Origin of the sequence: Pseudarthrobacter sp. CC4 (assembly GCF_048957775.1) — a bacterium.
Lineage (GTDB): Bacteria > Actinomycetota > Actinomycetes > Actinomycetales > Micrococcaceae > Arthrobacter.
The window spans coordinates 51,455-74,487 of the sequence record NZ_JARCCZ010000016.1; the positions used below are offsets into that span (position 1 = coordinate 51,455).

24 protein-coding genes are annotated in these 23,033 nt (G+C 66.6%); 19 read left to right on the plus strand and 5 right to left on the minus strand.

The window, feature by feature from the left end:
• Positions 1-5: 5 nt before the first annotated feature.
• Complete coding sequence (locus PV768_RS12175; RefSeq protein ID WP_421093128.1) at positions 6-1,262, minus strand: MFS transporter; 1,257 nt, start codon at positions 1,260-1,262, stop codon at positions 6-8.
• A gap of 107 nt (positions 1,263-1,369) precedes the next feature.
• Here PV768_RS12175 and PV768_RS12180 point away from each other — a divergent pair, with 107 nt between their 5' ends.
• The 5 genes from PV768_RS12180 (at position 1,370) to PV768_RS12200 (ending at position 5,175) form a co-directional block, all read left to right on the plus strand.
• On the plus strand, positions 1,370-2,050 hold the full coding sequence (locus PV768_RS12180) for an ArsR/SmtB family transcription factor (protein WP_323057913.1): 681 nt from the start codon (positions 1,370-1,372) through the stop codon (positions 2,048-2,050).
• Positions 2,051-2,163: 113 nt separating this feature from the next.
• The gene (locus tag PV768_RS12185; RefSeq protein WP_157239918.1) at positions 2,164-2,415 is read left to right on the plus strand and encodes an SHOCT domain-containing protein; all 252 of its coding nucleotides are present in this window, start codon (positions 2,164-2,166) and stop codon (positions 2,413-2,415) included.
• Positions 2,412-2,981 carry a sulfocyanin-like copper-binding protein gene (locus PV768_RS12190; RefSeq protein ID WP_421093129.1) on the plus strand — a complete coding sequence of 190 codons (570 nt, stop codon included), beginning with the start codon at positions 2,412-2,414 and terminating at the stop codon, positions 2,979-2,981. The genes PV768_RS12185 and PV768_RS12190 overlap by 4 nt, the downstream gene beginning before the upstream one ends.
• A 117-nt stretch (positions 2,982-3,098) precedes the next feature.
• Positions 3,099-3,755, plus strand: coding sequence for a VOC family protein (locus tag PV768_RS12195; protein ID WP_421093130.1), 657 nt, complete (start codon positions 3,099-3,101; stop codon positions 3,753-3,755).
• Positions 3,756-3,993: 238 nt separating this feature from the next.
• The gene (locus PV768_RS12200) at positions 3,994-5,175 is read left to right on the plus strand and encodes an ABC transporter substrate-binding protein (protein WP_421093131.1); all 1,182 of its coding nucleotides are present in this window, start codon (positions 3,994-3,996) and stop codon (positions 5,173-5,175) included.
• Positions 5,176-5,344: 169 nt separating this feature from the next.
• Here the strand turns inward: PV768_RS12200 and PV768_RS12205 are convergent, their stop codons facing one another.
• Positions 5,345-6,286, minus strand: coding sequence for a carbohydrate kinase family protein (locus PV768_RS12205; protein WP_157239921.1), 942 nt, complete (start codon positions 6,284-6,286; stop codon positions 5,345-5,347).
• A 39-nt stretch (positions 6,287-6,325) separates the two neighbouring features.
• Entirely contained in the window at positions 6,326-7,147 is an 822-nt protein-coding gene (locus tag PV768_RS12210; protein WP_421093132.1) for an alpha/beta hydrolase, read from the minus strand.
• Positions 7,148-7,267: 120 nt separating this feature from the next.
• Between PV768_RS12210 and PV768_RS12215 the strand changes: the two genes are divergently transcribed.
• Together PV768_RS12215 and PV768_RS12220 are read left to right on the plus strand one after the other, a co-directional pair.
• Positions 7,268-7,594 (plus strand): GYD domain-containing protein, encoded by a 327-nt coding sequence (locus PV768_RS12215; protein WP_157239925.1) that lies wholly within the window; start codon positions 7,268-7,270, stop codon positions 7,592-7,594.
• 174 nt (positions 7,595-7,768) lie between these two features.
• Positions 7,769-8,875, plus strand: a complete 1,107-nt coding sequence (locus PV768_RS12220; protein WP_421093133.1) for a GTP pyrophosphokinase — start codon at positions 7,769-7,771, stop codon at positions 8,873-8,875.
• Between the two features lie 43 nt (positions 8,876-8,918).
• Here PV768_RS12220 and PV768_RS12225 read toward each other — a convergent pair whose 3' ends face one another.
• Positions 8,919-9,962, minus strand: coding sequence for a LacI family DNA-binding transcriptional regulator (locus tag PV768_RS12225; protein ID WP_421093134.1), 1,044 nt, complete (start codon positions 9,960-9,962; stop codon positions 8,919-8,921).
• Positions 9,963-10,195: 233 nt separating this feature from the next.
• Here PV768_RS12225 and PV768_RS12230 point away from each other — a divergent pair, with 233 nt between their 5' ends.
• The 7 genes from PV768_RS12230 to PV768_RS12260 are packed head-to-tail and all read left to right on the plus strand — an operon-like array spanning position 10,196 to position 17,479.
• Positions 10,196-11,527, plus strand: a complete 1,332-nt coding sequence (locus PV768_RS12230; protein WP_421093135.1) for an extracellular solute-binding protein — start codon at positions 10,196-10,198, stop codon at positions 11,525-11,527.
• Positions 11,524-12,462, plus strand: a complete 939-nt coding sequence (locus PV768_RS12235; protein ID WP_157239933.1) for a carbohydrate ABC transporter permease — start codon at positions 11,524-11,526, stop codon at positions 12,460-12,462. Before PV768_RS12230 ends, PV768_RS12235 begins: the two co-directional genes overlap by 4 nt.
• Before the next feature lies 1 nt (position 12,463).
• Complete coding sequence (locus PV768_RS12240) at positions 12,464-13,369, plus strand: carbohydrate ABC transporter permease (RefSeq protein WP_421093136.1); 906 nt, start codon at positions 12,464-12,466, stop codon at positions 13,367-13,369.
• Positions 13,370-13,381: 12 nt separating this feature from the next.
• Complete coding sequence (locus PV768_RS12245) at positions 13,382-14,572, plus strand: Gfo/Idh/MocA family protein (RefSeq protein WP_421093137.1); 1,191 nt, start codon at positions 13,382-13,384, stop codon at positions 14,570-14,572.
• Between the two features lie 37 nt (positions 14,573-14,609).
• Positions 14,610-15,614: a sugar phosphate isomerase/epimerase family protein gene (locus tag PV768_RS12250; RefSeq protein ID WP_421093138.1), complete on the plus strand. Its 1,005-nt coding sequence runs from the start codon at positions 14,610-14,612 to the stop codon at positions 15,612-15,614.
• A gap of 54 nt (positions 15,615-15,668) precedes the next feature.
• Entirely contained in the window at positions 15,669-16,367 is a 699-nt protein-coding gene (locus tag PV768_RS12255; RefSeq protein ID WP_421093139.1) for a ThuA domain-containing protein, read from the plus strand.
• The gene (locus PV768_RS12260; RefSeq protein WP_421093140.1) at positions 16,352-17,479 is read left to right on the plus strand and encodes a Gfo/Idh/MocA family protein; all 1,128 of its coding nucleotides are present in this window, start codon (positions 16,352-16,354) and stop codon (positions 17,477-17,479) included. Before PV768_RS12255 ends, PV768_RS12260 begins: the two co-directional genes overlap by 16 nt.
• Before the next feature lie 38 nt (positions 17,480-17,517).
• On the opposite strand, the gene PV768_RS12265 is transcribed toward PV768_RS12260, so the two are convergent.
• The gene (locus tag PV768_RS12265) at positions 17,518-17,892 is read right to left on the minus strand and encodes a CBU_0592 family membrane protein (protein WP_157239939.1); all 375 of its coding nucleotides are present in this window, start codon (positions 17,890-17,892) and stop codon (positions 17,518-17,520) included.
• Between the two features lie 263 nt (positions 17,893-18,155).
• Here PV768_RS12265 and PV768_RS12270 point away from each other — a divergent pair, with 263 nt between their 5' ends.
• From PV768_RS12270 to PV768_RS12290, 5 genes are all read left to right on the plus strand, one after another.
• Complete coding sequence (locus PV768_RS12270; RefSeq protein ID WP_323057924.1) at positions 18,156-18,614, plus strand: helix-turn-helix transcriptional regulator; 459 nt, start codon at positions 18,156-18,158, stop codon at positions 18,612-18,614.
• Positions 18,602-19,024 carry a VOC family protein gene (locus PV768_RS12275; protein WP_157239941.1) on the plus strand — a complete coding sequence of 141 codons (423 nt, stop codon included), beginning with the start codon at positions 18,602-18,604 and terminating at the stop codon, positions 19,022-19,024. The genes PV768_RS12270 and PV768_RS12275 overlap by 13 nt, the downstream gene beginning before the upstream one ends.
• Positions 19,025-19,048: 24 nt before the next feature.
• Positions 19,049-21,460: an ATP-binding cassette domain-containing protein gene (locus PV768_RS12280; RefSeq protein ID WP_421093141.1), complete on the plus strand. Its 2,412-nt coding sequence runs from the start codon at positions 19,049-19,051 to the stop codon at positions 21,458-21,460.
• Positions 21,457-22,029: an MOSC domain-containing protein gene (locus tag PV768_RS12285; protein ID WP_421093142.1), complete on the plus strand. Its 573-nt coding sequence runs from the start codon at positions 21,457-21,459 to the stop codon at positions 22,027-22,029. The genes PV768_RS12280 and PV768_RS12285 overlap by 4 nt, the downstream gene beginning before the upstream one ends.
• 268 nt (positions 22,030-22,297) lie before the next feature.
• Positions 22,298-23,023 carry an SDR family NAD(P)-dependent oxidoreductase gene (locus PV768_RS12290; RefSeq protein WP_421093143.1) on the plus strand — a complete coding sequence of 242 codons (726 nt, stop codon included), beginning with the start codon at positions 22,298-22,300 and terminating at the stop codon, positions 23,021-23,023.
• Positions 23,024-23,033 lie beyond the last annotated feature (10 nt).

A 23,033-nucleotide genomic window follows, 5' to 3' on the forward strand; every position in this document is an offset into this window, starting at 1 on the left:
CGTTTCTAGGCCGTCTGCCGGTGATGATCCGTTGACCGCATGCGGACCGCCACCACGACGCCGGACGCCCCTGTGACAGCGCCGACGACCGCGACCGCCGCGGGGATCCCGTAGGCGTCGGCGAGGACGCCGGCAAGGAGGGCTCCGACGGCGAAGCCGCCGTCGCGCCACAGACGGTAGATTCCCACTGAGCGAGCACGCCATTCCGGGTGTGCGACGTCGCTGACGGCGGCGAGCAGTGTCGGGTACACCATGGCCGTTCCGGCCCCGAGGAGAACGACGGCGGCAAGCCAGATCCCGAAGTCCTGGCCGACGGCGATCATCGCCAAGGCGACGGCCTGCAGGAGCATACCGCCGACAATCAGCCATTTGCGGCCGTATTTGTCCGACAGTGCCCCGGTGACGAGCTGGCCTGCGCCCCAGACCGCAGGGTAGACGGCGGCAAGGATGCCGATCTTCTCGATCGTGAGTCCCGCGGCGGCGAACAGGACGGGGAAGAGTCCCCAGGCGAGGCCGTCGTTGAGGTTGTTGACCAAGCCGGCCTGGCTGACCGAAGACAGGGATCTGTCCCGGAAGCTGGTCAGGGTGAAGATTTCCCCGTTGCTCAGCCTCCCGTGGGCGCCGGCGTGGGCGGAAACGTGGTTCGCGGCCTCCAGCCGGGCGTGGTCCCGGGTTTCCTTCACAGCAAAGACCGAGAGGCCCAGGCCCAGGGCAATGTAGGCGGCGCCGAGCAGGAACGGACCCGGCCTCAGCCCGTAAGCGGCGGCGATGTACCCGGTGGCCAGGGCGGTGGCGGCCACGCCGAGATAGCCCGCCGCTTCGTTCAAGCCCATGGCAAAGCCGCGCCGGGACGGTCCGACGAGGTCCATTTTCATCACGACGGCGGTGGACCAGGTCAGGCCCTGGCTGACGCCCAGAATCACGTTGGCCGCGACGATCCACGCCCAGGAGGTTCCGAATATGAGCATCAGCGGCACCGGCAGCGCGACAAGCCAGCCGGCGACCAGGACCGGTTTGCGGCCGTAGCGGTCCGAGAGGGTGCCGGCGAAGTAGTTGGTGCCGGCCTTGGCCACGCCGAACGCCAGGATGTAGGTGAGCGCGGAGGTATAGAGGTCCAGATGGAAGACCTGCCCTGCCAGCAGCGGAAGCACCGTGCGCTCCTGGCCGAGGGTGCCGCCAACAAGGGCGTTGACGGCGACCAGGAGCATGAACTGGGCCAGGTTCTGCCGCAGGCCCAGCGTGGTCACGTCCCGGATGCCCATGGCGCACGGTCCTTCCGTGCCGGTGGTGGACCGGCAATAGGCTGGCATTCCAAGAAAACGTGGAATAGTATTTGTTCCAGTATTACATGGATCTCTGGAGGACTAAAGTGGGCGACAAGGCAAGGAAATCTGAACTCTTTGAGGAGTTCGCCCGGGTAGGCAAGGCTCTGGCCAACGGCAAGCGGCTGGAACTGCTGGACCTGCTCAGCCAGGGGGAACGGAGCGTGGAAACCCTGGCCGCCGCCGCCGGGCTGGGGTTAAGCACGGCCTCGGCGCACCTCCAAACCCTTCGACAAGCCGGGTTGGTAACCACCCGGCGGGACGGCAACCGAATCCACTACGACCTCGCCGGCCCCGACATCCTGCGGCTCTACAGCCTGCTTCGATCCGTTGCGCAGGAGCACGTGGCCGGCGTCGAACCCAAACGCGTCGCTTATCTGGAACTTGGAGATCGCCGGGGAGATGAGGAGGAAATGAGCCGCGAAGAGCTCCTCGCCCGCGCCCGGGCTGGAACCGCAACGGTCCTCGACGTGCGCCCGAACGAGGAATACAACGCCGCCCATATCCCCGGGGCCATCTCCATCCCGCTGGAGGAGCTCAGCGACCGGCTGTCCGAACTGCCCGGGGACCAAGAGGTCGTGGCCTATTGTCGGGGCGCCTACTGCGTCCTTGCCTACGAAGCCGTGGCCCTGCTGCACGCAGCCGGCCGCCGTGCCCGGCGCCTGCACGAAGGAATGCTTGAATGGCGCATCGGCGGCCTGCCGGTCGAGGCAGGATCGGCCGCCTAGAAAACCGCGCGCGCAGGCGCCTCCCTCGTGACCAAGGACCCTGTTCGCCAGACGCTCCACAGGCAATGGTGAAAGCAAGCAGCAGTCACAACTACAGAAAGGGAGGTCCGGGCATGATGTACGGATGGTACGGCGACGGGGGAATCGGCGGCTGGGTGGCCATGGCGCTAATGATGCTGCTGTTCTGGGGAGGCGTGGTGACGGTGGTCATCCTCCTGATCCGCGGCGGGCAGCCCGGCGCCTGGCGATCCTACGGGCCCCCGCACGACGATCCTGAGCGGATCCTCAACGAACGCTTCGCACGGGGGGAGATTGACGCCACCGAGTTCAATGAACGCCGCGCCGTGCTGAGACGGAAACCGTGAAAACCCGGTCCCTCAGGGGGCAGGTCCTGCTCGGTATCCTCGCGGCCCTTGTCCTGACGGCCGCATCCATGACGGCCATAGTGTTCATGAACGGCGGGGTGGCACCGGGCGGTTACGGATTCCCTGGAACCTCCCGGTGCACTCCGCCCAGCCTCCCGGGCGCGGTCATCCATGTCACGGCATCCGATATGGGAGGCCCCATGATGGGCGGCCGCGGGATGATGCGGCGCAGCATGCAGCTGACCGCCGACCGGTCCACCGTGACGCGCGGCGAGGTGTCCTTCCTGGTCACCAACGCCGGCAATATCCCTCATGAAATGATGATCATCCCGCTGGCGGACACCCAGATCGCCGGAACCCGCCCGGTCGGCCGGGACGGGAAAATCGACGAGGCCGGCAGCCTGGCCGAGGCCGCCGCCACCTGCGCCGAAGGCGACGGCAACGGAATCCTCCCGTCCGCTGCCGGATGGATCACCCTTGACCTGAAGCCCGGAAGATATGAACTGGTCTGCAATCTGCCGGGCCACTACTGGGCCGGGATGTACACCCAGCTGACCGTCACCTAAACCGGCAAACGGTCCCGCAGATGGCCGCACGTAACGGCGGCTGCGTGCGGTGTCCGGAGCCGGCAGCACCCGGATCGGCGACTATCGCGTGACCTGTAACCGCGTTAAGGAGGTCCTGTGAGCAGCACCGAAGTCGATCACCTCGTCGTCGCCGCGACCAGCCTGGAACAGGGCGTGGCCTGGTGCGAGGCCACGCTCGGCATCACGCCTGGGCCCGGCGGCAAGCACCTGCTGATGGGCACTCACAACCGGGTGTTCAGCATCGCGTCGGCCGCGTTCCCGGGCGCGTACTTCGAGATCATCGCGATCGATCCGGAAGCTCCGCCGCCAGCGCGCCGGCGCTGGTTCGGCCTCGACGATCCGGCACTGCAGCAGCGCATCGGCGATGCACCGCGTCTGGTGCACCTGGTGGCGCGCACCCGCATGCTCGGCCTGCACCGAGAAGGTCTCGTCAACGTCGGGATCGACCCGGGGCAGCCGATGGCCATGTCTCGCGAGACACTGCAGGGGAGGCTGGCCTGGCAGATCCTGGTGCGCGACGACGGCGCATTGCAGCTCGGCGGCGCGTTGCCGACTCTGATCCAGTGGGACGGCACGCATCCCACCGCGCGCATGGCGACCAGCGGCGTCGCGCTGCGCGAGCTGCAGCTGGGCGGCCTGCCGCCGCCGGTGCGCCAGCTGCTGGCGCTGCCTGGCGTGGCATATGCCGCGGCCCCGGCGCTGCGCGCCGTGCTGTCCACGCCGCTGGGCGACGTGACCCTGGACACGGGCTGACCACACCCCGTTACCACCGCAGCCGGGCTGCGGCGGGTCCTCAGCGAGCTCCACTCATCAGGGCTGCGTAGGCAATCCTGCCGGGCCCCGGAAGACGTCCCGCGTCGTTTCTTGACGCCGCGCTACGTCCTGTTGAGCGTTCGCGACCTTCCGTGAACGCCCGCTACGGGAATGATTGTGGCGCTGCCGGGTGCTCCGTAATCTCGTCTCAGCATCCGCCCCAGCAAAGGAATTCCCAGTGTCAGACCCATCGAACAAGAGCCCCCGGAGCCAGCCAGGCTCCACCCGCATCGTGGCCGGACAGTCCGCCGCTCCCAAGCGTTCCCTCGGCCAGAAGATCGGGATCGGCGCTGCGCTCCTCGCCCTGGTGGGCGGAGGTGCGGCCGTCGCCGCGGCGGTGAACAGCGGCGGCACTCCCGCTGCCGCGCAGGAAACCGCCCCCTCCGGCAACCCCGCTGCCGAACTGAAGCTTGGCTACTTCGGCAACGTCACCCACGCCCCCGCCCTGGTGGGCGTCAGCCAGGGCTACATTGCCGGCGAACTGGGCGACACCAAGCTCAGCACCCAGGTGTTCAACGCCGGGCCGGCAGCCATCGAGGCCCTGAACGCCGGCGCCATCGACGCCACCTACATCGGCCCCAACCCCGCCATCAACTCGTACGTCAAGAGCGGCGGCGAGTCGATCAACATCATCGCCGGCGCTGCCGCCGGCGGCGCCCAGCTGGTGGTCAAGCCGGAGATCAACTCCGCGGCGGACCTCAAAGGCAAGACCCTCGCCTCCCCGCAGCTCGGCGGCACCCAGGACGTTGCCCTCCGCGCGTGGCTGGCCTCCCAGGGCTACAAGACGAACGTGGACGGCAGCGGCGACGTCGCCATCAACCCCACCGAGAACGCCCAGACCCTGAAACTGTTCCAGGACGGAAAGCTCGACGGCGCGTGGCTGCCTGAGCCCTGGGCCTCCCGCCTGGTGCTGACCGCCGGCGCGAAGGTCCTGGTGGACGAGAAGGACCTCTGGGACGGCTCGCTGTCCGGCAAGCCGGGCGAGTTCCCCACCACCATCCTGATCGTGAACCAGAAGTTTGCCGCAGACCACCCGGACACCGTGAAGGCTCTCCTGAAGGGCCATGTGAAGTCGGTCGAGTGGCTGAACGGGGCAGCCGACGGCGAGAAGGCCAGTGTCATCAACGCCGCACTCAGGGAAGCCGCCGGCGCCGAGCTGAAGGCCGACGTGATCGACCGGTCGCTGAAGAACATCGTGTTCACCGTGGATCCGCTGGCCGGAACCTACCAGAAGCTCCTGGCCGACGGCGTGACCGCCGGAACCACCAAGCAGGCGGACATCAACGGTATCTTCGACCTGCGGGCGCTCAACAGCGTGTCCGGCGAGAAGACCTCGGCCGCGGGGCTCGGCAAGGACTAGGACCCCAACCAACACGCTCTCTCACTTAATGCGCCATCATGGCCAGCGCTCTCTCACTTTCCTTTAGAAAGTGAGAGAGCGCTGGCCGTTTAAGCGCATTAAGTGAGAGAGCGTCGCAGTCTGCAGGTATCAGTCAGGGATACTTGATCGGAGCAACTGATGATCCGGCCTAATCCTCCGCAGGCACCCCGTTCAGCTCAGCCCGGGTCGGCGGGTTTGCGCCCGGCCGGGACACCGTGACAGCGGCGGCCTTCGCTGCATGGGCCAGGAGTTCCTCCAGCCCCTCCGCCGGGAGTTCGCGCAGGTCCTTCCGGTTCTGGGCTCCGTCCAGGCCGCGGTCCACCAGGCCGGACAGGAGCGCGGCCATGAAGGAATCGCCCGCGCCCACGGTATCCGCCACCACAACCTTGGGAGCCGGCACCTGCGCCTCGCCCGCCCGGCACACCCCCCAGGGCCCTTCGGCGCCGCGCGTAACCACCACCATCGCCGGCCCCTCCTCCCCGCCAAGGGCCAGCCACTTGCGCGCCGATTCCAGCACATCCTGCCCTGGGTAGAGCCAGGCCAGGTCCTCATCCGAGGCCTTCACCACGTCGGCGAGGGACACGAACTTTTCCGCGTGGCGGCGGGCATAGTCAACATCGCTGATGATGCTGGGCCGGCAGTTGGGGTCGTAGCTGATGGTGGCGTGCGGGTGGGCGAATTCGACGGCGGCGAGCACCTCGGTGGCGCCCGGCGCCAGCATTGTTGCTATGGATCCCGTGTGCAGCAGGGTGGTTCCCTGCAGCATGAACGCGAGCCGGTCGGCGATGCCGGGGAGCTGCCAGGTGAGGTCGAACGTGTAGGTGGCGGCGCCGTCGTCGTCAATCAGTGCGGTGGCCACGCTGGTGGGCAGGTCATCCGGGCCCATGGGAAGCATCACGGAGCTGGCGCGCAGGTGCGCCGCGACGGAGTCACCGTAGGCGTCCCGGCCGTACCGCCCGATGAACTGCACCGGGTGGTCGAGGCGGGCCAGGCCCACTGCGACATTCAGGGGGCTGCCGCCTACGTGGGCTTCGATTCCGGAGGCGCGCTGGACAACGTCAACGAGGCCTTCGCCAATAACTGTGAGCATGCTCATACTCTGCCAGAGGAGAGGCCGGCCGGCACGTTGCTAAGCCCGATGACGCTCAGCCCAGTGCAGCAACTCCCCCACCAGCTCCCGGCACTTCGCGTACGCCTCCGTTGATGGATCGATCAGCGCGAAGTGGTCCCCCGGCACCATGACCAGCCGCGCGGGAGCCGGCCCGGACCTGGCCGCCTCCACGTAGGACGCTGACATGCCCAGCGGCACGTCGGCGTCGTCCGTTGCATGCACGGCATAGACGGGGACGCTCAGCGGCAACGCGGCCATCGGGTCCGCGTACCTGTGCCGGCCGGGGAAGTCCGACGACGGCCCGCCCAGCAGGTTGGCCACGGCACCATCGCTGAGGTTCTGTTCCTCCGCTGCCGCAAGGTTGAGCACGCCGGACTGGCTGACCACGCCGGCGAGGCGGACGCCGTTGGGGCTGGCGCCGGCCTCGCGGTGCTCGGCCTCCAGCCCCAGGCGGCCCAGGCGGTCCCGGCCCGCCGCCCACACTGCGAGATGCCCGCCGGCGGAATGGCCCAGCGCCACCACCTTGCCCAAATCCAGGGCGTGGGGCCCTGCGAGCTCCCGGAGCTTGTCGATGCCTGCAAGGATGTCCGAGAAGGTTTGCGGCCAGCCCCCGCCGTTGCCCGCCCGGCGATACTCGAGGTTCCACGCGGCGAACCCGTGCCCGGCAAGGTCCGCGGCCAGGGGCTCCCCCAGTTCGGCACCGTACTTCGACCGCCAGTAGCCGCCGTGGATCACCACCACCACGCCGCGGTGGGCCGCCCCTTTTGGCATTTCGGGAAGGAACAGTTCGCCCCACTGGCTGGGGTCATCGCCGTAGTGATACCTATGCCGCTTTGCCATCTGCCGAGCGTACCGCGCAGTGCATTGCCGGGCCTCAACACAGGCCATTGCCGGACGGGCAGCACAGTGCCACTCTGGGTGGACCTTACCTCCGTTCCACCGACCGAAAGGATCGGAAAAATGCCGCTCTATCTGTCAAGGTTCAGCTACACGCCGGAGACCTGGGGCCGGTTGATCAACAACCCGGAAGACCGGCGGAAAGCTGCCCAGGCGTACATCGAATCGGTGGGCGGAAAGCTCCATGGGTTCTGGTACGCCTTCGGCAGCCACGATGGCTACAACCTTTGGGAGGCGCCGGACAACGTGTCCATGGCGGCGGTGGCCCTGGCCATCAGCGGGGGCGGCGCCCTGAGTTCATTCGAAACCACGGTACTGATGAGCGTCGAGGAGACCATCGAAGCCCTGCAGAAGGCGGCCGAGATCAAATACCAGCCTCCGGGCGCCTGAGGACCTCGCCCGGCACGCCTCCCCGTCATCGAGTGCTCCGTACCGGCCCTTTTGGGACGTGAAAACGGCAGGTACGGAGCAATCGATGGAATCGCAAGCCGGCGCCGGGCAACGCGGTGAAGGAGCGACGGCGGTGCGGGGATCACGGCCGGGCCTCCGCCGTAAGCTGGAACCATGCCGAGTCATTGGGACAGCCTGGATGCGAGCCTCCGCGAATCCGTGGAGCAGAACGTGGAGATCTATGAGCGGGTCCGCCCTGCCCTCAAGCTGGTCACCCGGGATGTCCTGCTGACGCTTCGGGACATGCTCAAGGACTCCGAGGTCACGCCGCTGTTCGTCACGGGCCGCACCAAGACCGTGGAATCGTTCAAGGAGAAGATCTCCCGGATCGAGCAACCCCTGGAGCCTGGCGCGCCCCCTGTCCTCAAGTTCCCTGACCCGTTCCGGACCCTGAATGACATGGTGGGCATCCGGGTGATCACCAAGCTGCCCGCAGAGAATGCCCTGGTGGCCAACATCATCAAACACCAGCGGCAGCTCTTCGATTGCCGCGGGGACCGGGAAAAGGACATCGGCTCCATAGAATCGGGCACCTACGGGTACTCCAGCAGGCACCTGATCCTGCGCACCATCCAGAACGAGGCCGTCAAGGAGTACCAGTCGGTCTTCAACCCGGAAGCCGTGCCCAACGGCAGCTACTTCTTCGAATGCCAGATCCGCACCATTTTCGCCCACGCGTGGAGCGAGATCGAGCATGACATCCGGTTCAAGGCCGAGGACCCGCGGGCCTGGACACCCCACTTCGACCGGCAGTTCACGGCCACGGCCGCCATGCTGGAAACAGTGGAGACCGCCTTCGCCGACCTGCACGAGCGCTACGAGGAAGTCCGCGGTTTCTGGGACGCCGACGGCGAAGGTGCTGCTCCGCTGACGCCCAACCGGATCCGCGACGTCTGGCGCACCCTGCTCCCCCACGTTGACCGCAAAGTGGACGATGACTGGGGCTGGGCGGCGGAACTCCTCGCAGCCCATGGCCTGAACCAGACCATGCAGCTGGCCGGGCTGCTCAGCGCCAACCGGATCACCGAGGTTCGCAAGGCACTGGACCACCGCTACTCCCCCGGGCCCGACCGGCTGCTCGACGACCTGCTGCTATGGCAGTACGGCACCAGGCACATCGACCTCACGGCAGAGGCGGCCGAGACCGTCCCGCACCCCCGTCGCGACAGCCTGATGCGGCGCCTTAGGCAGATCGAGCGCTACCGGCTCACCAAGAAGTAGGGCTCGGCGCTCACTGGGACCCCCGCGCAGGGGTTTCCGCAGCTCAGGCGGCGGGCGGCGCCGTGGAATCGCGGACAATCAGATGGGTGGCCAGCTCAACGCGGTGAGAATCCAGGACTTCCCCCCGCGCCTGGCGCAGGACAGACCGAAGCGCTGCCCGCCCCATCTCCTCCAGCGGCTGGGCTACGGAGCTCAATGAAGGCACGGACTCCTCGCCCTGGTTTGTGCCGTCAAAGCCGATAAGGCTTAGGTCTTCGGGAACCCGGATGCCGTGCCGGCCCGCTTCACCGAGGATGCCCAGGGCGATGGTGTCGCTGCCGGCGAAGATCGCGGTCGGCAGCTTGTCCAGCTCGAGCAGCGCCTTCAGGCCTTTGACGCCGCTTTCCCGGCGGAACCTGCCGCCGGAATAGATGTACTGCGGGTCCACCGGCACGCCGTGCGCCATGAGTGCGGCCATGTAGCCGTGCAGCCGAGCCTGGTTGCATTCGGCCTTCTCTATGCCGCCGATGTACGCGATGCGGCGGTGCCCCAGCTCCAGCAGGTGCTCCGTGGCTGCCTTGCCGCCGGCCCAGTTGGTGGCACCGATGCTGACCACGTCAGCGGAGGGCGGGTTCAGCGGGTCAATCACGACGACGGGAATCCGGCGGCGCCGGAAAGGGTGCAGTTGCGTCTCGCTGAAGGCTGAGGTCACCACGATCATTCCGTCCCTGCCCTCGTCCACCATGCGCTGTGCGCGGCGCTCGGGGCTGCGCCGGCCCTGGCTCGCGGGACCGGTGACGCTGACGAGAATCTCGACGTCGGCATCGGCCGCGGATTGCAGCACGCCGTTGAGCACCTGGATGGTGTACGCGGAATCGAGGACATCGATGACCACCTCAACCACCGTGCCGGTTTCCCCGGCGGCACGGCGCTGCAGCGGGGACTGATACCCGGCCTGCTCCAGGACGGCCAGCACGCGGGCCCGGGTTTCCGGCGACACATCCTCGCGGCCGTTGACAACCTTGGACACCGTCGGCGCAGAAACACCGGCCTGCCGGGCCACGGTGGCGAGTGTTGGCCTCGTCCGCTCAGCGATCTTCGATGCCATGGGTTTGCAGCCTTTCGAAAAGTTTCGGTGAATACATTCTCTGGAATCCGGCCAGCTACGTCAAGGAACCCTCAAAGTGACCCGCAAAAGAACCTTCATGCGCCTCTTGACTCCCATGGTTTTGAGCTTTAGTTTAGAGCGTGACCTAAATCACCTGCTCGAAATATTTCGAAAGTGTGCGCCGCTCACAACCCCACAACCTTTGCAACGAAGCATTTTCAGATGGAGAAGCAATGAAGCAATCCCAGACCTCCCGCCGCTCTTTCCTCGCCCTTGCTGCCCTCACTCCCTTCGCCGCCATGACCGCCACGGCGTGCGGGACGTCAGGACCGGGGACCTCCAGCAGCGGCGGAGGCGGTGCCAGCATGTGGTACCTGTCCGGTCAGCCGAACGAGACCACCATGCAGAAGGCCGTGGACACCTTCAGTTCGGCAAACCCTGACGACAAGATCGCCGTAACCTACTTCCAGAACGACGCTTACAAAACCAAAATCAAAACGGCCATCGGCGCCGGCCAGGCCCCCACCATCATCTACGGCTGGGGCGGCGGCACCCTGAAGACGTATGCCGAGGCCAACCAGGTAGAGGACCTGACCAGCTGGCTCAATGACAATCCGGATCTGCAGAAGAAGTTCTTCCCCGCCTCATTCGGCGCAGCCACCGTCAACGGGAAGATCTACGCCCTGCCCAACCAGTACGTCGCCCCGATCGTCCTGTTCTATAACAAGGAACTGTTCGAGAAGGCCGGCGTCCAGCCGCCGAAGACCTGGGACGACGTCATGTCTCTGGTCAAAACCTTCAACGACATGGGCGTGGCTCCCTTCTCACTCGGTGGACAGTCGCGCTGGACCTCCATGATGTGGCTTGAATACCTGCTTGACCGCATCGGGGGCGACGAAGTCTTCACCGCCATCTTCGAAGGCAAGCCCAATGCCTGGATGGATCCCGCCGTCATCGAAACCGGCACCAAGATCCAGGAGCTCGTCTCCGCGGACGGGTTCATCAAGGGCTTCTCCTCCATCGCGGCAGACTCCAATGCGGACCAGGCCCTGCTGTTCACGGGCAAGGCCGCCATGATGCTGCACGGTTCATGGACCTACGGAGCCATGAAGAAGAATGGGCAGAACTTCGTCCAGGACGGGAAACTGGGCTTCGTCCAGTTCCCGACCGTTGCCGGCGGCAAGGGCGACCCAAAGAACGGCGTGGGAAACCCCGCCGCGTACATGTCGATCTCCTCCAAGGCCACAGACAAGGAAAAGGAGACGGCGAAGAAGTTCTTCAAGGACGGGATCCTGACCGAGACGGTCATCGACACCTACATCAATTCCGGTTCCGTCCCCATCGTCAACGGGATCGAAAGCAAACTCAACACATCCCCGGACAAGGACTTCCTGAACTTTGTCTACGATCTGGCCAAGAACGCTCCCAACTTCCAGCAGTCCTGGGACCAGGCGCTCAGCCCCACCGCCGCCGAAACGCTGCTGAACAACATCGACCAGCTGTTCCTGAAGTCGATCACCCCTCAGCAGTTCGCTGAGAACATGAACGGCACCCTCGGGAAATGAGTAACGCCGTCTCCACCGCCCGCAGGACTGAGGCCGCCGCCAGAACCGGCGCTGGGCAAAGCGGACAGCGAAATGCGGCCCTCGCGTGGCTGACAGTTCCTGCTCTGTTCTTCTTCCTGGTTTTCGCCGTCGTGCCGCTGGCCGGTGTACTCATCCTCAGCTTCGCCAGTTGGGACGGCATCGGTGCCATCGGATCAGCAGGGCTGGGTAACTGGTTCTCGGTGCTGGCGGATCCCGGGCTGTACAACGCCCTGGGGCTGACCTTCCTGATCATGATCGCGTCCTGGCTGGTCCAGACTCCCATAAGCCTCCTTCTGGGAGTCTTCACCGCCGGAAGCCAGCGCTACCGGGCGGCCCTTGCGGTGCTGTATTTTCTGCCGCTGCTGCTCTCCTCGGCAGCAGTCGCGATCGCCTTCAAAGCCCTGCTGGACCCGAACTTCGGCCTGGCCACGGGCCTCGGCCTGCCGTTCCTGGCCCAGGACTGGCTGGGAGTCCCGCATCTGGCCCTGGGCCTGGTCATCTTCGTGATCGCCTGGCAGTTCGTCCCCTTCCATACGCTCATTTACCAGGGCGGCGTGCGGCAGATTCCCAAGTCACTCTACGAAGCAGCGGAGATCGACGGGGCGGGAACCATCAAGCAGTTCTTCCACATCACCCTTCCCCAGCTGAAGTACACCATCATCACTTCCTCCACCCTGATGGTGGTGGGGTCCCTGACGTACTTCGACCTGATCTTCGTCCTCACCGGCGGCGGCCCGGGCAACTCCACGCGGATCCTGGCCCTGGACATGTACCTGCGGGGCTTCCGGGCCAACCTCATGGGGCCGGCCAGCGTCATCGCCGTCATTCTCGTACTCATCGGCCTTGCACTCGCCCTGTTCCTCCAGCGCCTTGGAGGCAAGGACAAGCAGGGCAGCCAATTGGAAGGTATGTAGGGTGAGCATCGTCCTGAAAAGCAGCACCGAGGAAGTTCCCGCCGGTTCCCGGACCAACTCCACCGCGCCAAAGCGGGGGCTGGGATCCCGGATGAGAAGGCTGAACCTCCCGGCCGGCCTCGGCGGCTGGATCTGGCTGGCCATCATCATCATTCCGGTCTACTACGTGGTCATCACCAGCCTGAAGACCCAGGAAGGGTACTTCGGCCAGAATCCGCTGGCGCTTCCCACCGCCCCGACGCTGGAAAACTACCAGCTGGTCCTCGAGGCGGATTTCGCGAAGTACTTCATGAACAGCACCATCGTCACGCTGGGTGCTGTCATTCCGACGGTACTGGTCTCCTTTATGGCCGCGTTCGCGATTGTCCGGGGCAAGGGCCGGTTCCTCAAGCTGGTCAACGGTGTCTTCCTGATGGGACTGGCCATCCCGCTGCAGGCAACGATCATCCCCATCTACCTGATGATCATCCGGCTGAGCCTTTACGACAGCCTGCTGGCGCTCATGCTTCCCTCCATTGCCTTTGCCATCCCGCTGACCGTACTGATCCTGTCCAACTTCATCCGCGACGTCCCGAACGAACTGTTCGAGTCGATGCGGCTTGATGGCTGCAGTGAATGGCAGACCATGTGGCGGCTTGCCCTGCCGCTGACCCGCCCCGCGATCGTGACCGTCGCCATCTACAACGGCCTGCACGTCTGGAATGGATTCCTGCTTCCGCTGGTCCTCACCCAGAGCCCGGGACTGCGCGTCCTTCCCCTGGCGTTGTGGACCTTCCAGGGCGAATACAGCGTCAACATCCCGGCTGTGCTTGCCTCGGTGGTGCTCAGCACCTTGCCAATCCTGGTGCTTTACGTTGTGGGCCGCCGGCAGCTGCTCAGCGGCCTGACCGCCGGCTTCAGCAAATAGAAAGGACTTCCGATGACACAACCCAAGCCCCTTCGCGTCGGCATGGTGGGGTACGCCTTCATGGGTGCAGCCCACTCCCACGCCTGGCGCACCGCTCCCCGGTTTTTCGACCTGCCGCTGCAGCCCCGGCTCACCGCCGTCGCCGGCCGGAACGCCGACGGCGTGCGGGCCGCAGCGGACAAGCTTGGCTGGGACTCGGTGGAGACGGACTGGCGCCGCCTGATCGAACGCGACGACATCGACCTGATCGATATCTGCACACCCGGCGACACCCACGCCGAGATCGCCATCGCCGCCCTTGAGGCCGGCAAGCACGTGCTGTGCGAGAAGCCGCTGGCCAACTCCGTGGAGGAAGCCGAGCGGATGACCCTCGCCGCGGAGACCGCCGCCCAGCAGGGAGTCATGTCCATGTGCGGTTTCAGCTACCGCCGCACCCCTGCCCTGGCGCTGGCCAAACGGTTCGTGGAGCAGGGCAGGCTGGGCGAGATCCGCCACGTCCGGGCCCAGTACCTGCAGGACTGGCTCTCCGACGCCAATGCCCCCATGACCTGGCGGCTGGACAAGAGCAAGTCCGGATCAGGATCCCTCGGCGACATCGGGGCGCACAGCATCGATGCGGCCCAGTGGGTCACCGGACAGGACATCACCGGCGTCTCGGCGCTGCTCGAAACGTTCGTTCCTGAGCGCCCGCTGGCCGGCGACCTCGTGGGCCTGGGCGGCCACGGCGACCTCAGCGGGGACGCGCCCCGCGGGAAGGTCACCGTGGATGATGCGGCCATCTTCAGCGCAAAGTTCGACGGCGGCGCCTCCGCAGGTGCCATAGGGGTCTTCGAGGCGACGCGGTACGCGCTGGGCCGGAAGAACGCCATGCGCTTGGAACTGAACGGCACCGAAGGCTCCCTCGCCTTCGATTTCGAGGACATGAATGTCCTGTCCTTCTACGACGCGGCCGAGTCCCCGGACGCCGGCTTCCGGAAAATCTTCGTCACCGAACCCGAGCACCCGTACGTCGGCAACTGGTGGCCCACCGGCCACGGCCTGGGCTACGAGCACGGCTTCACCCACCAGGTGGTGGACCTCGTCACAGCCATCGGTGAAGGCCGCCAGCCCGAACCGTCCTTTGCCGATGCCCTGCAGGTCCAGCGGGTCCTCGCGGCCGTGGAGTCCAGCGCCGCGAACTCAAGCCAATGGCAAAAAGTCTGAGCATCGCCGCAAGCGACAGTACAAGCAAGGAATCCTGATGACACGACGAATCACGCTTTTTACCGGCCAGTGGGCCGACCTGCCCTTCGAGGAGGTGGCCCGGCTGGCCGGCGAGTGGGGCTTCGACGGGCTGGAGATCGCCTGCTGGGGCGACCACCTGGACCCCCGCCGGGCGGCTGAGGACGACAACTACCTCCAGGGCCGGCTGGACATCCTCGAGAAGAACAACCTGCAGGTCTTCGCCATCGCCAACCATCTCACCGGACAGGCCGTGTGCGACGACCCCATCGACGAGCGCCACCAGGGCATCCTGTCCGCTGGGATCTGGGGCGACGGCGACCCCGAAGGTGTCCGGCGCCGCGCCGCTGAGTCCATGAAGGACACCGCACGGGCCGCCGCGCGCCTGGGCGTCAAGACGGTAACGGGCTTTACCGGATCGTCCATCTGGAAGGCGGTGGCCATGTTCCCGCCAGCGTCCGAGGCAATGATCGACGCCGGCTACCAGGACTTCGCGGACCGCTGGAACCCCATCCTGGATGTCTTCGACGAGGTGGGCGTCCGTTTCGCCCTGGAGGTCCACCCGTCCGAAATTGCCTACGACTACTGGACCGCCAAGCGCACCCTGGAGGCGATCGGGCACCGCAAGGGCTTCGGCCTGAACTTCGACCCGTCCCACTTCATCTGGCAGGACCTGGATCCGGTGATGTTCCTCCAGGACTTCGCGGACCACATCCTCCATGTGCACGTCAAGGAATCGGTCCGCCAGCTCGATGGCCGCAACGGGCGCCTGGGCTCCCACCTGGCCTGGGCTGACCCCCGGCGCGGCTGGGACTTCGTCACCGCCGGGCACGGTGACGTCCAGTGGAACCGGATCTTCCGTACCCTGAACGCCATCGGCTATGACGGCCCCACCAGCATCGAGTGGGAGGACGCCGGCATGGACCGGCTCGTCGGCGCACCGCAGGCGCTGGCCATGGTCAAGGAACTCGCCCGCATCGCCCCGCCGGCAGCCGCTTTCGACGCCGCCTTCGCCAGCCGCTGACCCATTTTTCGCCGGCCCTCCGGGGCCGGAAGCCAAACAAAAGGAAACCCCGACATGACAGATCGCAAGAACGCCCTGGTGGTCCGCGGCGGCTGGGACGGCCACCAGCCGTACGAGGCCACCGAGCTCTTCATCCCCTACCTCAAGGACAACGGCTACGACGTCCGCGTGGAGGAATCCCCCAAGGTGTACGCCGATGCCGAGTACATGGCAGGGGTGGATCTGATCATGCAGTGCATGACCATGACCACCATCGAAAAGGACGAGTTCGCCGGGCTGCGGACCGCCGTCGAAAGCGGCACGGGCCTGGCCGGCTGGCACGGCGGCATCGCCGATTCCTACCGCAACAACTCGGACTACCTGCACCTGATCGGCGGCCAGTTCGCCTGCCACCCCGGCAAACACCCGGACGAATGCGTCGGCGAGCAGTCGGACAACTACGTCCCCTACACGGTCAACATGCTCCCGGCCGCCGCGGAACACCCGATCACCAAAGGCATCTCCGACTTCGACCTGGTCACCGAGCAGTACTGGGTGCTCTCCGACGACTACATCGACGTCCTGGCCACCACCACCCAGAAGGTCCGGGAGTGGGACCCCTGGAACCGCGAAGTCACCTCCCCCGCCATCTGGACCCGCCAGTGGGGCAAAGGCCGCATCTTTGTCGCCACCCCCGGCCACCGGGTCGAAATCCTCCAGGACGCCAACGTCCGCACCATCATCGAAAGGGGCCTGCTGTGGGCAAGCCGTTGAAAGTCGGAATCATTGGCTGCGGAGCCATCATCGCGCAGTACCTCACCAACTTCCGCAAACTCGGCCAGATCGACCTGGTGGCCGTGGCGGACCTGGACCCCGCACGCGCCCAGGCCGTGGCGGAGCAGTACGAGGGTGTCCGCGCCATCTCCGTGGACGAGCTCCTCGCTGCGGACGACGTCGAACTGGTCCTGAACCTGACCATCCCCGCCGCCCACGCGGAGGTGGCGCTGAAGGCCATTGCGGCCGGAAAGAGCGTCTACGGCGAGAAGCCCCTCGCCGCCACCACTGCGGAGGCGCGCCAGGTGCTGGACGCGGCGCGCGAGGCGGGCGTCGCCGTCGGCTGTGCTCCTGACACCGTACTGGGCACCGGCATCCAGACCGCCCGCAAGGCGATCGACGACGGCCTGATCGGTGCGCCGATATCCGCCTCCGCCACGATGGTGACCCCGGGCCACGAGCGCTGGCACCCCAACCCGGACTTCTACTACCAGCCCGGCGGCGGCCCGCTGCTGGACATGGGCCCCTACTACGTCACCGCCCTGGTCACCCTGCTGGGCCCCGTGGTCTCGGTCATCGGCGCGGCGAGCCACACCCGGAACGAACGCATCATCGGTTCGGGACCGCGCCAGGGCGAAAAGGTCCCCGTCAACATCGATTCCCATGTCACCGGTGTCCTGGTGCACGCCTCCGGCGCGCTGTCCACGCTCTTCATGAGTTTCGACGCCGTCAAGTCCAAGTCGCCCAACATCGAGATCCACGGGGAGCGCGGATCGCTGGTGGTGCCGGACCCGAACCACTTCGACGGCGACGTCCAGCTGTTTTCCCTCGGGGCAGAGGACTGGGAGACCCTTCCCGTGTCCGCCGGCTACGTCGATTCCGGCAGAGGCTTCGGTATCGCCGACCTCGCCTCCACCCCTGAAGGCTCCGAGCCACGCGCCGGCGGGGCCATGGCCTACCACGCCCTGGACGTCATGGAATCCGTGCTCAAGTCAGCGCACAGCGGCACGGCAGTGCGCATCAACAGCACCGTTGAGCGGCCGGCGAGCGTGGAACTGGCCGTCCTGGCCACTGACGTGGACTCATTCCAGCCCCAGGAAGCTGCTTCCTAGGCCTTTCCGTTGTTCATCGGGCGGCGAGTGTCGTGCGGTCAGCGAAGGGGGCGGTGCCCGTCGTCGTCGCCGTGGACGGAGCCGGTAAGAACCTCAACAACAGCGAGCTGGCCGGTGGTGTCCGGGACGCCGGGGAATTGGACCTGCGGAGCGTCTTCGGGCGTCACCGGCGGCCGGTCCGCCTGCCGCATGCGCAGAAGCGCAATGGCGGAAATGAGGAACCAGGCCACGTTCGTGACCACGGATGGCCATGCTTCGTGGACGGATCCGTTGATGATGAAGGCCACGGCACCCAGGAGATTTGCCGTCTGGAAACCCCTGCCGGCCTTCATCCAGCCCATGGAAACGGCAAGGTAGGCACTGAGGATGGCAACCGCACCGGCCCAGCCGGCAATTTCCCACAGCAGTTCCATGGAGACCTCTCAAGGGCGGTGCCCGGCAGGCAGAGGCCGGGCAAGGTTGTTGACGGGGTTTTCGGGGTGTCTTTTGCCGGAGGCCACTGCTGGCTGGATCAGGCTTTGCCGGACAAACCGTTTACTCGAGCCCGCAAGCGGGCGAGGACCTCATTTGTTGGTCGGCGGGATAATCATACTCTGCGGAGGGGCGTCCTTTTATCGCCCGCAGCCCGGTTTCCGCGCTCTGGACAACTCCCCCGCCGCGTAGCACCATCTGAAAGGTGACCACCAGCCCCCTCTCCGATGCCCGCCTGCGCGAACTCAGGGACCTCCGCCGCGTCAAGGACCGGATCGACCGGGAGTATGCGCAGCCGCTGGACGTCGAATCCCTAGCCCGCGGGGTCCACATGTCGGCCGGGCACCTGAGCCGCAGGTTCAAGCTCGCCTACCAGGAAAGCCCCTACAGCTACCTGATGACCCGGCGCATTGAACGGGCCATGGCGCTCCTTCGCCGTGGCGACGTTTCCGTCACGGAGGCGTGCTTCGCCGTCGGCTGTTCCTCGCTGGGGACGTTCAGCACGCGCTTCACGGAACTCGTGGGAATGCCGCCCAGCGTATACAAACAGGAGGCGGCGATGTCGACGGCGGGCATCCCCGCGTGCGTGGCGAAACAGGTCACCAAACCGGTCAGGAATCGAGAAGCGTCCGCGCCGGAGCCGCAACTAGCATGGCTGCCATGAACAACATCAGCATTTCCTCTAGCTTCCTTCCGCACACCGATCCGGACGCCTCGCTGGCGTTCTACCGCGATGCCCTGGGCTTCGAGGTCCGCAACGACGTTGGCCGCGGCACCATGCGCTGGATCACCGTGGGACCCGCCGGCCAGCCGGACGTGTCCATCGTCCTGCACCCGCCGGCCGTGGACCCCGGCATCACCGATGACGAGCGCCGGACCATCGCGGAGATGATGGCCAAGGGCACCTACGCCACCGTCATCCTGTCAGCACCTAACGTGGACGAAGCCTTCGCAAAAGTGGAGGCGACCGGGGCGGACGTGGTCCAGGAGCCGGTGGACCAGCCGTACGGAATCCGCGACTGCGCGTTCCGCGACCCGGCCGGCAACACCGTCCGCATCAACCAGCAGCAGTAAGCCGCAGCGAGCCCAGGGAGACGCATGAGCACCGACACCGGGACCCACACCCAAGCCCATACCGAAAGAAATGGCGTGCACATCGCGGACACCCACGGCCTCATCCGCGTGCAGGGCGCGCGGGAAAACAACCTCAAGGACATCAGCGTCGAGCTGCCCAAGCGCCGGCTGACCGTGTTCACCGGTGTCTCCGGTTCCGGCAAGAGCTCGCTGGTGTTCGCCACCATCGCCGCAGAGTCGCAGCGCCTGATCAACGAAACCTACAGCGCGTTCGTCCAGGGCTTCATGCCTTCGCTGGCCCGGCCCGAGGTGGACTTCCTGGAAGGGCTCACGACGGCGATCATCGTGGACCAGGAGCGGATGGGCGCCAACCCGCGCTCCACCGTTGGGACGGCCACGGACGCCCATGCAATGCTCCGCATCCTTTTCAGCCGGCTCGGCTCCCCGTACGTCGGCCCGCCCACCGCCTATTCCTTCAACGTGCCCACGCGCAAGGCCAGCGGCGTGATGTCCACGGAGAAGGGCGGGCGGGTGGAAAAGGCCGTGGTCCAGCAGGCCGTCTACCTCGGCGGCATGTGCCCGCGGTGCGAGGGGATGGGCAACGTCAGCGACATTGACCGGACAGCGCTCTACGACGACGAAAAGTCCCTGAGCGAGGGCGCCCTGCTTGTTCCGGGCTACTCCATGGACGGCTGGTACGGGCGCCTGTTCGAGGGCATGGCGCTCCCCATGGACAAACCGATTTCCAAGTTCACCAAGAAGCAGCTGGACACGATGCTCTACGCGGAGCCCACCAAGATCAAGGTGGAGGGCGTCAACCTGACCTTCGAGGGGATCATCCCCAAGATCCAGAAGTCCATGCTGTCCAAGGACCCGGAGGCGATGCAGCCGCACGTGCGCCGGTTCGTGGAACGCGCGGTGACCTTCCAGACCTGCCCGGAGTGCCACGGGACCCGGCTGACCCGGCAGGCCCTGTCCTCAAAGATCAACGGCAAGAACATTGCCGAGCTGTGCCAGATGCAGATCAGCGACCTGGCCGGGTGGATCCGGGACCTGAAGGACCCCTCCGTGGCTCCCCTGCTCAAGGGCCTCCAGCACCTGCTCGACTCCTTTTCCGACATCGGCCTGGGCTACCTCAGCCTGGACCGGCCCGCCGGCACCCTCTCCGGCGGTGAGGCCCAGCGCACCAAGATGATCCGGCACCTGGGCTCCTCGCTCACGGACGTCACGTACGTCTTCGATGAGCCCTCCATCGGCCTCCATCCCCACGACATCGAGCGCATGAACCAGCTGCTGCTCCAGCTGCGGGACAAGGGCAACACCGTCCTGGTGGTGGAGCACAAGCCGGAAATGATCACCATCGCGGACCACGTCGTCGACCTCGGTCCCGGCGCCGGCACCCAAGGCGGCGAGGTCTGTTACGAGGGCAGCGTGGAGGGCCTGCGGTCCAGCGACACCATTACCGGCCGGCACCTCGGGGACCGCGCGTCCTTGAAGGACGCCGTCCGGAAGGCTTCGGGGGCGCTGGAGGTCCGCGGCGCGTCCACGCACAACCTGCAGGCGGTCGACGTCGACATCCCCCTGGGCGTCCTGACGGTAGTTACCGGTGTGGCCGGCTCGGGCAAGAGTTCGCTGATCCACGGCTCGGTGGCCAAGCGCGAGGGGGTGGTGGTGATCGACCAGGGCGCCATCCGCGGCTCCCGGCGCAGCAACCCGGCCACCTACACCGGCATGCTGGAGCCCATCCGCAAGGCGTTCGCGAAGGCCAACGGGGTGAAGCCTGCCCTGTTCAGCTCCAATTCCGAGGGCGCGTGCCCCACCTGCAACGGCGCCGGCGTCATCTTCACCGAGCTGGGGGTCATGGCCACGGTCGAGTCGCCGTGCGAGGACTGCGAAGGCCGCCGGTTCCAGGCTTCCGTCCTTGAATACACCCTCGGCGGCCGGAACATTGCCGACGTGCTGGCCCTGTCCGTGACGGAGGCTGCCGCCTTCTTCGCGGAGGGCGAGGCCAAAACGCCGGCGGCCCGGACCATCCTGGACCGGCTCGACGACGTGGGGCTGGGCTACCTCAGCCTCGGCCAGCCGCTCACCACCCTTTCCGGCGGCGAGCGCCAGCGGCTCAAGCTCGCCACGCAGATGGCGGAGAAAGGCGACGTCTACGTGCTGGACGAGCCCACCACCGGCCTGCATCTCGCCGACGTCGAGAACCTGCTGGGCCTGCTGGACCGGCTGGTTGACTCCGGCAAGTCCGTGATTGTGATCGAGCACCACCAGGCGGTGATGGCGCACGCCGACTGGCTCATCGACCTGGGTCCGGGAGCAGGGCACGACGGCGGCCGGATCGTTTTCGAGGGCACGCCGGCTGGGCTGGTGGCCGACGCCTCAACGCTCACCGGCAAGCACCTGGCCGCTTACGTTGGTTCGCAGGTGGCATGACGGAGACCTACCGGTACGACGTCCAGATCCTGCACCTGCTGGTGTCACCGGGGCACGCCTACTTCGGACGGGCCCGGGACGGCGCCGCGGAGGTGCCGACGTTCGACGCCCAGGCCGCCGAAGTGGTGGCGGGCAAGGGCATCGCGGGTGACCGGTTCTTCGGAAAGGCCGCCCACATGGACGCCGCAGTGACGCTGATCGCCGTCGAGGCCCTGGAAGTCATGGCCGCGGAACTTGGGGCCGGACCGTTTGATCCCCTGGCCACCCGCCGGAACGTGATCCTCCGCGGAGCGCACCTCGCTCCGCTGCTGGGGCAGGACTTCACCCTGGAGTCCGGCGGTTCCCGGGTTGGGCTCCACGGCGGGCGTCCCGCACACCCCTGCGCCTGGATGAACGAGGTGCTGGCGCCGGGAGGCCATGCCGCCATGCGAGGCAGGGGCGGGATCCGTTGCCGCGCCCTGTCGAGTGGCACCCTGCACCGGGGCCCGGCGGTCCTGGTCAGCCCCGTTCCGCTGGACCCCGGGCAGGCTGGCGTGCCGAGCCTGCTGCGGCCCGGCCGGCTGCCGTAGCTGGACTTCCGACGGCGTCACACACGGCACGCTTTTGGCCCACCACGGCCTCGGGGCCGCGGAAACCCGCGCCGCCGCCCCCGCCTTTTCCCCAAAAGCGTGTTTTGCGTGACGCCCTGACAGGTGGCCAGCGCAGCACATCTGATTGCACAACGGGTCCTGGCAGGGCACCCCTTGCCCGCAGCAACCGTCATAGCCTTGGAGCAGCCCGCATTCCACGGACGCGGGAACACCGCCGTCGGAACAATGAACAACTGCTGGAGGGATGGTGCCGCGCATATTCATCACCGGTTCCGCTGACGGGCTGGGACGGCACACTGCCGGTACGCTGCTGGACGAGGGCCACGACGTCGTCGTGCATGTGCGCAGCGCCGCCCGCCTTGGCGCAGTCCAGGACCTCCTGGACCGCGGCGCCGCCGCCGTTGTTGGCGACTTGGCCGACCTGGGGCAGTCGCGGGACGTCGCCGAACAAGTCAACCGGGTGGGGCCGGTGGACGCCGTCATCCATAACGCGGGAGTGCTGCACGGCCCGGACGTCTTCAACGTCAATGTCGTGGCCCCCTACCTCCTCACCGCACTCATCCACCGCCCGCGCCGGCTGATATATGTCAGCAGCGGCATGCACCGCGGCGGCCGCGCCGAGCTCGGGAAACTCGACGGGGGCGCCCGGACGGCGACCTACTCGGACAGCAAGCTTTACCTCACGGCCCTGGCGGCCGCCGTCGCCCGTTTATGGCCGGACGTCCTCAGCAACGCCGTCGACCCCGGCTGGGTGCCCACCAAAATGGGCGGCGCCGGGGCCCCGGACGATCTCCGGCTCGGTCACTTGACGCAGGAGTGGCTGGCCACCAGCGAGGATCCGGCGGCGCTCACGAGTGGCGGCTACTGGTTCCACCAGCACCGGCAGGAACCGCACCCGGCCGTCCACGACGAGGCGTTCCAGAACAAACTCCTGGACCACCTGGCCCGGATCACCGGCGAGCGCCTGGCCTGACCCAAAGCCC

What these genes read in the sequence shown, in the direction of transcription:
- PV768_RS12175 (WP_421093128.1), bottom strand. Translation starts at nt 1,262, where the DNA reads ATGGGCATCCGGGACGTGACCACGCTGGGCCTGCGGCAGAACCTGGCC.
- PV768_RS12215 (WP_157239925.1), top strand. Translation starts at nt 7,268, where the DNA reads ATGCCGCTCTATCTGTCAAGGTTCAGCTACACGCCGGAGACCTGGGGC.
- PV768_RS12185 (WP_157239918.1), top strand. Translation starts at nt 2,164, where the DNA reads ATGATGTACGGATGGTACGGCGACGGGGGAATCGGCGGCTGGGTGGCC.
- PV768_RS12280 (WP_421093141.1), top strand. Translation starts at nt 19,049, where the DNA reads ATGAGCACCGACACCGGGACCCACACCCAAGCCCATACCGAAAGAAAT.
- PV768_RS12265 (WP_157239939.1), bottom strand. Translation starts at nt 17,892, where the DNA reads ATGGAACTGCTGTGGGAAATTGCCGGCTGGGCCGGTGCGGTTGCCATC.
- PV768_RS12230 (WP_421093135.1), top strand. Translation starts at nt 10,196, where the DNA reads ATGAAGCAATCCCAGACCTCCCGCCGCTCTTTCCTCGCCCTTGCTGCC.
- PV768_RS12235 (WP_157239933.1), top strand. Translation starts at nt 11,524, where the DNA reads ATGAGTAACGCCGTCTCCACCGCCCGCAGGACTGAGGCCGCCGCCAGA.
- PV768_RS12210 (WP_421093132.1), bottom strand. Translation starts at nt 7,147, where the DNA reads ATGGCAAAGCGGCATAGGTATCACTACGGCGATGACCCCAGCCAGTGG.
- PV768_RS12245 (WP_421093137.1), top strand. Translation starts at nt 13,382, where the DNA reads ATGACACAACCCAAGCCCCTTCGCGTCGGCATGGTGGGGTACGCCTTC.
- PV768_RS12205 (WP_157239921.1), bottom strand. Translation starts at nt 6,286, where the DNA reads ATGCTCACAGTTATTGGCGAAGGCCTCGTTGACGTTGTCCAGCGCGCC.
- PV768_RS12285 (WP_421093142.1), top strand. Translation starts at nt 21,457, where the DNA reads ATGACGGAGACCTACCGGTACGACGTCCAGATCCTGCACCTGCTGGTG.
- PV768_RS12250 (WP_421093138.1), top strand. Translation starts at nt 14,610, where the DNA reads ATGACACGACGAATCACGCTTTTTACCGGCCAGTGGGCCGACCTGCCC.
- PV768_RS12255 (WP_421093139.1), top strand. Translation starts at nt 15,669, where the DNA reads ATGACAGATCGCAAGAACGCCCTGGTGGTCCGCGGCGGCTGGGACGGC.
- PV768_RS12225 (WP_421093134.1), bottom strand. Translation starts at nt 9,962, where the DNA reads ATGGCATCGAAGATCGCTGAGCGGACGAGGCCAACACTCGCCACCGTG.
- PV768_RS12220 (WP_421093133.1), top strand. Translation starts at nt 7,769, where the DNA reads ATGCCGAGTCATTGGGACAGCCTGGATGCGAGCCTCCGCGAATCCGTG.
- PV768_RS12275 (WP_157239941.1), top strand. Translation starts at nt 18,602, where the DNA reads ATGGCTGCCATGAACAACATCAGCATTTCCTCTAGCTTCCTTCCGCAC.